This is a genomic window from Streptomyces avicenniae (assembly GCF_000719135.1).
Lineage (GTDB): Bacteria > Actinomycetota > Actinomycetes > Streptomycetales > Streptomycetaceae > Streptomyces > Streptomyces avicenniae.
Genome location: NZ_JOEK01000009.1, coordinates 336,338 through 347,585, shown reverse-complemented (window position 1 = coordinate 347,585; position 11,248 = coordinate 336,338). Strand labels below are relative to the sequence as shown.

General features: G+C 72.5%; 9 protein-coding genes. 7 read left to right on the top strand and 2 right to left on the bottom strand.

All coding sequences use genetic code 11. The features are described 5' to 3' along the window. Positions 1 to 61: 61 nt before the first annotated feature. Together IF27_RS16565 and IF27_RS16560 are read left to right on the top strand one after the other, a co-directional pair. Complete coding sequence (locus tag IF27_RS16565; protein WP_052850354.1) at positions 62 to 1,021, top strand: acyl-ACP desaturase; 960 nt, start codon at positions 62 to 64, stop codon at positions 1,019 to 1,021. A 348-nt stretch (positions 1,022 to 1,369) separates the two neighbouring features. Next, positions 1,370 to 2,977 (top strand): ABC-F family ATP-binding cassette domain-containing protein, encoded by a 1,608-nt coding sequence (locus tag IF27_RS16560; RefSeq protein ID WP_052850353.1) that lies wholly within the window; start codon positions 1,370 to 1,372, stop codon positions 2,975 to 2,977. Positions 2,978 to 3,083: 106 nt separating this feature from the next. On the opposite strand, the gene IF27_RS16555 is transcribed toward IF27_RS16560, so the two are convergent. Next, entirely contained in the window at positions 3,084 to 4,850 is a 1,767-nt protein-coding gene (locus IF27_RS16555; RefSeq protein ID WP_052850352.1) for an ABC transporter ATP-binding protein, read from the bottom strand. 448 nt (positions 4,851 to 5,298) lie between these two features. On the opposite strand from IF27_RS16555, the gene IF27_RS16550 reads away from it, so the two are divergent. Then, entirely contained in the window at positions 5,299 to 5,772 is a 474-nt protein-coding gene (locus IF27_RS16550) for an ATP-binding protein (RefSeq protein WP_052850351.1), read from the top strand. 18 nt (positions 5,773 to 5,790) lie between these two features. On the opposite strand, the gene idi is transcribed toward IF27_RS16550, so the two are convergent. Continuing rightward, positions 5,791 to 6,360: an isopentenyl-diphosphate Delta-isomerase gene (gene idi, locus IF27_RS16545; RefSeq protein WP_052850350.1), complete on the bottom strand. Its 570-nt coding sequence runs from the start codon at positions 6,358 to 6,360 to the stop codon at positions 5,791 to 5,793. A gap of 444 nt (positions 6,361 to 6,804) precedes the next feature. Between idi and IF27_RS16540 the strand changes: the two genes are divergently transcribed. Genes IF27_RS16540 through IF27_RS16525 form a run of 4 tightly spaced genes read left to right on the top strand, consistent with a single transcriptional unit; the run spans position 6,805 to position 11,231 of the window. Further along, a complete protein-coding gene (locus tag IF27_RS16540) occupies positions 6,805 to 8,664 on the top strand; it encodes a DUF5941 domain-containing protein (RefSeq protein WP_110946004.1) in 1,860 nt (619 codons plus the stop codon). Further along, entirely contained in the window at positions 8,661 to 9,419 is a 759-nt protein-coding gene (locus IF27_RS16535; protein WP_052850348.1) for a phosphocholine cytidylyltransferase family protein, read from the top strand. The genes IF27_RS16540 and IF27_RS16535 overlap by 4 nt, the downstream gene beginning before the upstream one ends. Continuing rightward, on the top strand, positions 9,407 to 10,468 hold the full coding sequence (locus IF27_RS16530) for an iron-containing alcohol dehydrogenase family protein (protein ID WP_052850347.1): 1,062 nt from the start codon (positions 9,407 to 9,409) through the stop codon (positions 10,466 to 10,468). Before IF27_RS16535 ends, IF27_RS16530 begins: the two co-directional genes overlap by 13 nt. After that, positions 10,446 to 11,231, top strand: a complete 786-nt coding sequence (locus IF27_RS16525) for a CDP-alcohol phosphatidyltransferase family protein (RefSeq protein WP_110945961.1) — start codon at positions 10,446 to 10,448, stop codon at positions 11,229 to 11,231. Before IF27_RS16530 ends, IF27_RS16525 begins: the two co-directional genes overlap by 23 nt. Positions 11,232 to 11,248 lie beyond the last annotated feature (17 nt).

The window sequence follows — 11,248 nt, the reverse complement described above, 5'->3', positions numbered from 1 at the left end:
GTCTCGTAGGTAGTTGCCGTCACCGTGCCCAGGAGCTTTCGTGACCTCCAGTCCCACCCCGATGACCAGGCCAGGCGAGTGGACCGACGTCCGCCTGATCCATGCCCTGGAGGAGGTGGTCGAGCGGGAACTGAACCGCCACCTCGCCGTCGCGAAGGACTGGATGCCGCACGAGTACGTGCCCTGGAGCGACGGCCGCAACTTCGACGGCCCCCTCGGCGGCGAGCCTTGGGACCTGTCCCAGTCCAAGGTCACCGACGTCGGCCGCACCGCGCTCGTGGTCAACCTCCTCACCGAGGACAACCTCCCGAGCTACCACCGCGAGATAGCCAACATCTTCGGCCAGAACGGCGCCTGGGGCACCTGGGTGCACCGCTGGACCGCCGAGGAGGGCCGTCACGGCATCGTGCTGCGCGACTACCTCCTCACGACCCGCGCGGTCGATCCGGTCGAGCTGGAGAACTTCCGGATGTCCCACATGTCGGAGGGCTACGACTCCGACAACAGCCACTCCATGCTGCACTCGGTGGCCTACGTCGCCTTCCAGGAGCTGGCCACCCGCATATCCCACCGCAACACCGGCCGCGAGTCCGGCGACCCCGTCTGCGACCGTCTGCTGGCGCGCATCGCCACCGACGAGAACCTGCACATGGTCTTCTACCGCAACCTGCTGCGCGCCGCCTTCGAGCTGGCCCCCGACCAGACCATGTGCGCCGTCCGCGACGTCGTCACCCGCTTCCGCATGCCGGGACACGGCATCCCCGGCTTCGAGCGCGCCGCGGCCCGCATGGCGCTCGGCGGGATCTACAACCTGCGCATCCACCACGACGAGGTGATCCAGCCCGTCCTGCGCTACCTCAAGGTCCTCGAAGTCCCAGGGCTCGGCCCCGAGGGTCTGAAGGCGCAGGACGAACTCGGCCTGTTCATGGACGGTCTGGACGCCGAGGCCAGGACGTTCGACGAGCGCATGGCCGCCCGCGCCGCCCGCCTGGCCGCGCGCGGCCAGAAGATCGTCCCGTAGCCGCCACACCCCGCGCCGCCCCCGCCTTCCGGCGGACGTCACGCCCGCCGGAATCCGGTTGCCGCGCGCGGCCGTTGGCCCCTACCCTCGGTGCGGTTCTGTCGCCGCACGGGGGAGAGGTCGTTGAAGAACTGAGGTCGTAGACACCGCGAGCCCGTGGCAGACGTACCGCCGGTACGTCCCTGTGCCGCGCGCCGCGACCGACCTCAGACGCGGACGGCCACTCCCTTCTCCCGGCCCCACCCGTTCCCCGTCGCCCCCGGTCAACCCGTGCCCGGTCGGCTTTGCCCCCGGCTCCGGTGTCTCCACGTTTCAGGACATTCCCGAAACTTCCTCAGGAGACCTCGCATGAGCCATCCCACCCCGTACCTCACCTGCACCGGCCTCGCCTACGTCTGGCCGGACGGCACCCCGCTGTTCAGCGGCCTCGACTTCAGCGCGGGGCCGGGACGCACCGGCCTGATCGGCCTCAACGGCAGCGGCAAGTCCACGCTGCTGCGGCTCGCCGCCGGTGAACTGACCCCCGCCGCCGGCACCGTCCGCGTCGGCGGCGAGACCGGCCACCTGCCGCAGGACGTCACGCTCGACACGACCCGCCGCGTGGACGAGGTCCTCGGCATCGACCGCGTGCGCGCCGCCCTGCACGCCATCGAGCGCGGCGACGCGTCCCCCGCCCACTTCGACACCGTCGGCAACGACTGGGACGTCGAGGAGCGCACCCACGCCACCCTCGACCAGCTCGGCCTGTCCCACATCGGGCTCGACCGCACGGTCGGCCGCGTCTCAGGCGGCGAGTCCGTCCTCCTCGGCCTCGCCGCGCTGCTGCTGCGCCGCCCCGGCGTGCTGCTGCTCGACGAGCCGACCAACAACCTCGACATCGCCGCGCGGCACCGCCTGTACGAGGCGGTCGCCGCCTGGCGTGGGGTGCTCGTCGTGGTCAGCCATGACCGGGAGCTGCTGGAACGCGTGGACCGCATCGCGGACCTGCGCGGCGGCGCGGTCACCTGGTACGGCGGCACGCTGTCCGCGTACGAGGCGGCCCTCGCCGTCGAACAGCACGCCGCCGAGCGGACGGTGCGCTCCGCCGAGGCCGACGTGCGCCGCCAGAAGCGGGAGTTGATCGACGCCCACGACAAGCTGGCGGGGCGCGCCCGCGGGGCGAGGAAGGCGTTCGAGAACACCCGCGCCCCCCGCGCCGTGATGCGGGCGCGCAAGTCCACTGCCCAGCAGAGCGCGGGCAAGTACCTCGGCCTGCACCAGGAACGGCTGGCCGAGGCGCGCGGGCGCCTGACCGAGGCGGAGGAGGCCGTACGGGACGACGACGCGATCCGCGTGGACCTGCCGCACACCGCCGTCCCGGCCCGGCGCCGCGTGCTGACCCTGCGCGACCTGGAGACCCGCCACGGCTCCCTGGTCTCCCTCGACGTCCTCGGGCCCGAGCGGATCGCGCTCACCGGCCCGAACGGCGCGGGGAAGACGACGCTGCTCGACACGCTCACCGGGACGCTGGCGCCCTCCGGGGGAACGGCCGAGGTTCATGTGCCGCTGCGCCACCTGCCGCAGCGTCTCGACCTGCTCGACCCGGCGGCGAGCGTCATGGAGAACGTCCGCCGGTTCGCGCCGGGCGCCGACCCGCAGCGCGTACGGGCGCAGCTCGCGCGGTTCCTGTTCAGGAAGGACCGCCCCGACCAGGCGGTCGGCTCGCTGTCGGGCGGCGAGCGGTTCCGCGCGTCGCTGGCGGCGCTGATGCTGGCCGAGCCAGCGCCGCAGCTGCTGCTGCTCGACGAGCCGACGAACAGCCTCGACCTGTCCGGGGTGCGCGGTCTCACGACGGCGCTGGAGTCCTACCGGGGCGCGCTGATCGTCGTCAGCCACGACCTGGCGTTCCTGCGGGGCCTCGGGATCACCCGGCGGCTGTGCCTGGACGGGGAGCTGACCGAGGAGGGGCCGCTGTGACCGTACGGCCGCCGTGACGGTCGCCCGTGACGGCCAGGGGGCCCGGGGGCGGCCGGACCGGTGTCCGACCGCCCCGTCGGGAGCCCGCGGCCTCCCGGGGACCGGCTCAGGTCATCTGACGCGCCTGGAGCCTGGCGTACGCCCCGCCGAGCCGCAGGAGTTCGGCGTGCGTGCCGATCTCCTGGATGCGGCCCTGCTCCAGGACGACGATGCGGTCGGCGTTCCGCACGGTGGACAGGCGGTGGGCGACGACGAACACCGTCCGTCCGCGCATCAGGCGTTCCATCGCCTCCTGCACCAGCGACTCGGAGCGGGTGTCGAGCGCCGAGGTCGCCTCGTCGAGGATCAGGATGCGCGGGTCCCTGATGAGGGCACGCGCGATCGCGATGCGCTGCCGCTGGCCGCCGGACAGGCGCGCGCCGCGCTCGCCGACGACCGTGTCGAGACCGGCGGGCAGCCGGTCCACGAATTCCAGGGCGTTCGCGTCGGCCAGCGCCGCGCGCACGGCCTGCTCGTCCACGTCCGGCATGCCGTAGCCCACGTTCTCGCCGATGCTGCCCTCGAAGAGGACCGACTCCTGCGGCACCACCGACAGGAAGCGGCGGTAGCTGCGCAGGTCGAGCGTGGACATGTCGGTGCCGTCGAGCACGATGCGCCCGGAGACCGGCCGGATGAAGCCGATCAGCAGGTTCAGGACGGTGGACTTGCCCGCGCCGGACGCGCCGACCAGCGCGACCGTCTCGCCGGGCCGTACCGCCAGGTCGAAGTCGGTGACGGCGGCGTCGCCCTCGCCGTCGTAGGAGAAGTCCACGTGCTCGAAGTCGAGGCGGCCCTTGACCGCGGTGACCTCGGTCTTGCCCGCGTTGATCTCCAGGTCGGGGGCCTGGAGCACCTCGCCCGCCGATCGCACCGACTCCAGGCCCTTGGTGATGATCGGCGCGAGGCCCATCAGCATCGTCATGGAGCCGGTGAGGGTGGTGAAGAAGGTGCTGAGCATCACCACGTCGCCCGTGGTGATCGGCAGCCAGGAGTAGTAGCAGATGAGGGCGGCGCCGGACAGGAAGCCGATGCCGATGGTGTTGAGCAGGATCCAGGCGATCGCCCCGAAGTGCCCGTTGAGCAGGTCGAGCCGTATGCCCGCCGTCAGGACCTGCCGCAGCGAGCCGTCCACGCGGACCAGCGCGGCCCGTTCCAGGCCGTGGGCCCGGGTGACGGGGATCAGGCTGGTCATCTCGCCGACGCGGGACGACAGTTGTTCGACCTGCCGCCGGTATTTCTCGTTGTGACTGCGCAGTCTGCCGCGCAGTCTGCGGACCAGGAGGGTCGCGGCCGGTACGAGGACCACGAACGCGGGCAGCGCCGCCGGGACCCGTACGGCGATGACGCCCAGACCGCCGACCAGCGTGATGATCGCGGCGAGACCCGTGTCGGCGCTCTGCTGCACCGACTGCTCGACGTTCTCGACGTCACGGATCACCTTGGTCTGGAGCGCGCTGGCGCTGACGCGTGAGTGGTAGCCGATGGACAGCTCCTGCATGCGTCGGCACAGGGCAGAACGCAGGCCGGTGCCCACACGCCGGACACTGCCGTGCATGCAGCGGACGTACAGGAGGTGGGTGGGGTAGTTCAACAGCAGGACCACCACCAGCACGAGGGTGTTGGCTCCCATTTCGGAGATGGGCCGCTGCTCGACGACGATGTCGATGATGTTCGCGGTGATCAGTGGCAGCAGCCATACCGGGCTGTGCTTGACGACGAAGGCCAGCACCGCGGTGAGAAGCCGCAAGCGGTCTTCCCGGAAGAGGTAGGCGAGGGTCCGCACCGGGTGTTCCCCCTGGTAACGGTGTTCCAGAGGACCTTGCGGAAGAGCCATGACAGCAGCACTCCAACGTCCAGGGAATGAGTTGGGTTGACCTTGCCCCTGAAATGGATCGAACACTCACCGAAATGTCGAAAGCGGGTGGACTCTTCCCTTTTCCTTCAGGTTCGCGGTAATTCATATACATGGTGAGAGTAACCAGGTATGGCGCCAACTCTTTCCCAAACGGCGGCGGTGTCATCCCCCAGCGGTCCGATCTCGCAACTTCCGTATAGTCGCGCAACACGGCGTGCCGTGCGCCCCCGCGCTATTCCGCCGGACATTCGCAACCACGCGCCTCGGCCGGTCGGGTGACCGGGGGCGTGAAGGGCCCGGCGGCGCTCCGGACGAATACGTTCTGCACAGCGCCAATTTCCTGACGCATCCGATCGAATTCCATCCGATATCCGACGAGTTGGCGTCACCGGGTCATGCCGCCCTGGCACATGCCAACACTCGGACCATGGACAGCAGATCCGGCGCCCCGCCCTACTCCGGTCTTCCCACGACGCCCGCCCACGCCGGGGCCTGGCGCTTCACCGTCCCGCCCGACGACCTCTCGGTCCCCCAGATCCGGCACGCGGTCCGCGACCTGCTGCACCGCAGAGCCGCCCCGCTGTCGGCCGACACGCTCCACGGCGTGCAGCTGATCCTCTCCGAACTCGTCACCAACGCCGTCCGGCACGCCGCCCTGCTCACCCCGCAGATCGGCGTCGAGATCGCCCTCGACGACCGCTGGATCAGGATCTCGGTCGAGGACGGCCACCCCTACCGGCCCCGCGCCCTCGCCCTCACGCCCGACCGGCACGGCACCGGCGGACGCGGCCTGCTCCTCGTCAAGGCGACCGCCACCGACGCGGGTGGCGCGTGCGGCGTCGAACCGACCGCGGCGGGCGGCAAGGTGGTGTGGGCCACCCTGCCGCTCGACCTCCCCTGACACCCGGCCGGAGCCGCCTCACCACCCGGCGGCCCGGCCGGTGACCTCCCTGATCCCCGGCCGCGCCGCGTCGAGCACCGTCCCGAACCACGCCGAGAACGGCTCGCCCGCCCGCAGCTCCGCCAGCTCCTGCGGCGTGACGAACGCCGTCTGCGCCACCTCGTCGGGATCGGGCCGCAGCGGCGCCGTCACGACACCGGCGTACAGGTGGTTGAACTCCTGCTCCACCAGCCCCGACGCCGGGTCCGGATGGTTGTAGCGCACGGTCCCCGCCGCGCGCAGCAGCACCGGCGCGGCGCCCAGCTCCTCCGTCGTGCGGCGCGTCGCCGAGAGGAAGGGCTCCTCGCCCGGCAGCGGATGGCCGCAGCACGTGTTCGACCACACGCCGGGGGAGTGGTACTTGCCGAGGGCCCGGCGCTGGAGCAGCAGCCGCCCCGCCGGGTCGAAGAGGAAGACGGAGAACGCCCGGTGGAGCTGCCCGGGAGCCTGGTGGGCCGCCAGCTTCTCCGCGGTGCCGACGGCCGTGCCGTCCTCGTCCACGAGTTCCAGCATGATCGGCTCCGCGCTGACGGTGCTGCTGTGGGGCATGGCGTCCTTTCCCTCGGTTCCCTGGCACGCCGGAACGGCGCATTTCCCAGGTTTTCTGGCTTTCCCGGGATCTGCCCGGTTTCCCGGCCAGTCTGCCGCACGAGGCCCCGCGCGCGGGCCCGCTTGCGGGATGACGCACGGACGCGCGCGTCCACCCGCGGGTGGACGCGCGACCCCGCCCTGTGGCCTGGCGCGTGACGCCGTTCATCATCCCGCCGCGGCGCCCGTCCCGACCCCCGTCGCACACGCCCCGCGGGCCACGGGTTCCCGGCCGCGCGCGGCGGCGCCCGATTCGCTAGGGTCGCATCGGCCCGCGGCACGCTCCGTGACATGAACGCCGGGTTTCCTCACGCCGACGCCATTCTTGCCGCACGGTGGTCATCGGATAATCTCTGCCGACGTGCAGGCCGCGCAGGGCGGTTCTGCCTCAAGGAGTGGGTCAAGCTGTCGATCGCGATCCTCACCGGTTCGCCCCTTCCCGGGTCGCCCCTCGAAGACGACCTGAGCGCGCTGGGATTCACCGTCACGGTGGCCGAGACCGCCGCCGGATTGACCGACGCCCTCGCCGCCGCACCGGCGGGGGAACGCGTCGCGCTCGTCGATCCCCGCTTCATCGGCCACCGGCACAGCCTGCGTCTTGGACTGACCGATCCGCGCTTCGACGCCGCCGCGATCCCCGGCGCCGTGACCGCGGCCCCCGGCGTACGCGCGGAGTTGACGTCCGCGCTGCACGCGGCGGCGGCCGTCCCGCAGGCGCCCGCCGGGGTCCGTGACCCGGCCGCGAGAGCGGCGCCTCCCGCCACCGGCCCGCGGCCCGCGGCGCCGCTCGCCGACCGGGTCGCCGACGCCGTCGCCGCGTCGGGCACCCCCGTGCACCGGCCCGAACTCGGCACGCTCGTCGCCGTCGTGCCCGGCGACGACGCAGAACGCGCCACCGCCACCGCCGCCGTCGCGGCCGTGGACGAGGAGGCCGTGCGGCTGCGCTCCGCCGTCAAGTCACGCGACGGGTTCGTCACCACCCACCTCGTCAGCCCGTACTCCCGCCATCTCGCCCGCTGGTGCGCCCGGCGCGGACTGACGCCGAACCAGGTCACCACCGCCTCGCTCGTCACCGCGCTGATCGCCGCGGGCTGCGCCGCCACCGGCACCCGTACCGGCTTCGTCGCCGCGGGCGTCCTGCTGCTGCTGTCCTTCGTGTTCGACTGCGCCGACGGCCAGCTCGCCCGCTACTCCCTCCAGTACTCCACCCTCGGCGCCTGGCTCGACGCCACCTTCGACCGCGCCAAGGAGTACGCCTACTACGCCGGTCTCGCCCTCGGCGCCGCCCGCGCCGACGACGACGTGTGGGCCCTCGCGCTGGCCGCGATGGTCCTCCAGTCCTGCCGCCACATCGTGGACTTCGCGTTCAACGACGCGCACCCGCCCGCCCCGGGCAGCGGAGGCTCCCGCGCCCCCGCCGTCGCGATCTCAGGACGCCTCGACAGCATCGGCTGGACGGTCTGGGCACGCCGCATGATCGTCCTGCCCATCGGCGAACGCTGGCTGCTCATCGCCGTCCTCACCGCGCTGACCACGCCCCGCGTCACCTTCGTCGTCCTGCTCGCCGCCTGCGGATTCGCCGCCTGCTACACGACGGCTGGCCGCCTGCTGCGCTCCCGCCGCCTCCCCGGCCCCACGCCGGAGGCCGCCCGCACGCTGACCGGCCTCACCGACAACGGGCCGCTCGCCGACCTCGTCAGCCGCCTCCCGGCCCGCCGCGGCCCGTTCCCCGCGCCCGCCTGGGCGCTCGGCGGCACCGCGCTGCTCGTCGTCACGGCGCTCGGCGCGGCCGACGGCGGCGGCTGGTTCGTCGTCCTGGCCGCGGCCTGCTACGCGTTCGCCGCGGGCCGCGCGCAGGCGGCCCCGCTGCGGCGGCCGTTCGACTGGCTGCTGCCGCCCCTGTTCCGCGCGGGCGAATATCTGACGATCCTCGTCCTCGCGGCCCGCAGCGGGGTGAACGGGGCGTTGCCGGCGGCTTTCGGTCTGGTGGCCGCTTGCGCCTACCATCACTACGACACGGTGTACCGCCTCCGCGGCGGTGCCGGGGCGCCTCCGCCCTGGCTGGTCCGCGCCACCGGGGGCCACGAGGGACGCACCCTCCTGGTCACCGTCGCCGCCGCCCTCTGGGCGTCGGGAGGGGGCCTCACCGTCGCGCTGACCGTCCTTGCCGGGGCGATGGCGCTCCTGGTGCTGGTGGAGAGCATCCGATTCTGGGTCTCCTCGCAGGCACCGGCCGTACACGACGAAACAGGAGAACCCGCATGATCGGCCTCGTGCTGGCCGCAGGCGCCGGACGGCGTCTGCGCCCCTACACCGACACCCTGCCCAAGGCGCTGGTGCCGGTCGTGAACCACGAGGGCGAGGCCGGGGAGACCAGAACCGTCCTCGACCTCACGCTGGCCAACTTCGCCGAGGTCGGCCTCACCGACGTGGCGGTCGTCGTCGGCTACCGCAAGGAGGCCGTGTACGCGCGCAAGGCCGACCTGGAGAGCCGCTACGGCGTGAACCTCACCCTCGTCGAGAACGACAAGGCCGAGGAGTGGAACAACGCCTACTCCCTGTGGTGCGCCCGTGACGTCATCGCCGAGGGCGTCATCCTCGCCAACGGCGACACCGTCCACCCCGCCTCCGTCGAGCGCACGCTGCTCGCCGCGCGCGGCGGCGACCGCCGGATCGTCCTCGCCCTCGACACGGCCAAGAAGCTGGCCGACGAGGAGATGAAGGTCGTCGCCGACCCCGAGCGTGGCGTGCGGCGCATCACCAAGCTGATGGAACCCGCCGAGGCCACCGGCGAGTACATCGGCGTCACGCTCATCGAGCCGTCCGCCGCCGCCGAGCTGGCGGACGCGCTGCGCACCACCTTCGAGCGCGACCCGCAGCTGTACTACGAGGACGGCTACCAGGAGCTGGTCAACCGCGGCTTCCGCGTGGACACCACGCCCATCGGCGACGTCAGCTGGGTCGAGATCGACAACCACGAGGACCTCGCCAGGGGACGGGAGATCGCGTGCCGGTACTGACCCGCCTCATCCCGTCGCCCGTCTCGGTGGACATCACCGCCGGGGCGCTGGACAACCTGGGCGGGCTCCTCGCCGACCAGCGGATCTCCTCGTCGGGACGGCTCGCCGTCGCGATCAGCAAGGGCTCGGGCGCCGCCCTGCGGGAGCGCCTGAGCCCCGCCCTGCCCGGCGCCGACTGGTACGAGGTCGGCGGCGGCACCATCGACGCCGCCGTCCAGCTCGCCGACGCCATGCGCTCGGGCCACTACGACGCCGTCGTGGGGCTCGGCGGCGGCAAGATCATCGACGCCGCCAAGTACGCCGCCGCGCGCGTCGGCCTGCCGATGGTCGCCGTCGCTACCAACCTGGCGCACGACGGGATCTGCTCGCCCGTCTCCACGCTCGACAACGACGCGGGCCGCGGCTCCTACGGCGTGCCGACGCCGATCGCCCTGGTCGTGGACCTCGACGTCATCCGTGACGCCCCGGTCCGCTACGTGCGCTCGGGCATCGGCGACGCCGTCTCCAACATCTCGGCCATCGCGGACTGGGAGCTGTCCCACCGCGAGACGGGCGAGCAGGTGGACGGCCTGGCCGCCGCCATGGCGCGGCAGGCGGGCGAGGCCGTCCTGCGCCACCCCGGCGGCTGCACCCAGGACCCGTTCCTCACGGTCCTGGCCGAGGCGCTGGTCCTGTCCGGCATCGCCATGACGATCGCGGGCCACACCCGCCCCTCGTCCGGCGCGTGCCACGAGATCTCCCACGCCCTCGACGTCCTGCACCCGAAGCGCTCGGCGCTGCACGGGGAGCAGGTCGGGCTCGGCGCGGCCTTCGCGATGCACCTGCGCGGGGCGCCCGACGACTGCCGGCTGATCGCCGACGTGCTGCGGCGCCACGGGCTGCCCGTGCTGCCGGGCGAGATCGGCTTCAGCACCGAGGAGTTCGTGACGGCGGTGGCCTTCGCCCCCCAGACGAGGCCGGGCCGCTACACCATCCTCGAACACCTCGACCTCACCACCGACGAGATCAGGGACGCGTACGCGGACTATGTCAAAACCATCGGTAGCTGACCTCAGACCGGTCGTGCACCCCGCCGGGGTCAAGGACCGGCGCAGCGGTGAGCACTGGGCAGGGCGCCTGTACATGCGGGAGATCTCGCTGCGCTGGACCAGGCATCTGGTCGGCTCGCGGATCAGCCCGAACCAGCTCACGTACCTGATGGTCGTGGCGGGTGTCGCGGCGGGCGCCGCCCTGCTGATCCCCGGCCTCACCGGCGCGGTCCTGGCCGCGCTGCTCATCCAGCTCTACCTGCTGCTGGACTGCGTGGACGGCGAGGTGGCGCGCTGGCGCGCGCAGACGTCCGTCACCGGCGTCTACCTGGACCGCGTCGGCCACTACCTGGCGGAGGCCGCGCTGCTCGTCGGCTTCGGCGTACGGGCGGCCGACGTCTTCGCGGTCGAGGAGGCGGCGCCCAACTGGCTGTGGGCCTTCCTCGGCACGCTGGCGGCGCTCGGCGCGATCCTGATCAAGGCCGAGACGGACCTGGTGGACGTCGCCAGGACCCGCAGCGGCCTCTCGGCGGTGCGGGACGAGGCGGCCACGCCGCGTTCCTCCGGTGTCGCGGTGGCGCGGCGTGCGGCGGCGGCCCTGAAGTTCCACCGGCTGGTCGGCGGCGTCGAGGCGTCGCTGCTGATCCTCGTCGTGGCGGTCCTCGACCTGATCGGCGGCGACCTCTTCTTCACCCGCCTCGGAGTGGCGCTGCTCGCCGGGATAGCGGTCGTGCAGACGCTGCTGCACCTGGTGTCCATCCTCGCGTCCAGCAGGCTGAGGTGACGGCGGTGGGCACGGCA

What these genes read in the sequence shown, in the direction of transcription:
- IF27_RS16565 (WP_052850354.1), top strand. Translation starts at nt 62, where the DNA reads ATGACCAGGCCAGGCGAGTGGACCGACGTCCGCCTGATCCATGCCCTG.
- IF27_RS16560 (WP_052850353.1), top strand. Translation starts at nt 1,370, where the DNA reads ATGAGCCATCCCACCCCGTACCTCACCTGCACCGGCCTCGCCTACGTC.
- IF27_RS16555 (WP_052850352.1), bottom strand. Translation starts at nt 4,850, where the DNA reads ATGGCTCTTCCGCAAGGTCCTCTGGAACACCGTTACCAGGGGGAACAC.
- IF27_RS16550 (WP_052850351.1), top strand. Translation starts at nt 5,299, where the DNA reads ATGGACAGCAGATCCGGCGCCCCGCCCTACTCCGGTCTTCCCACGACG.
- idi (WP_052850350.1), bottom strand. Translation starts at nt 6,360, where the DNA reads ATGCCCCACAGCAGCACCGTCAGCGCGGAGCCGATCATGCTGGAACTC.
- IF27_RS16535 (WP_052850348.1), top strand. Translation starts at nt 8,661, where the DNA reads ATGATCGGCCTCGTGCTGGCCGCAGGCGCCGGACGGCGTCTGCGCCCC.
- IF27_RS16525 (WP_110945961.1), top strand. Translation starts at nt 10,446, where the DNA reads ATGTCAAAACCATCGGTAGCTGACCTCAGACCGGTCGTGCACCCCGCC.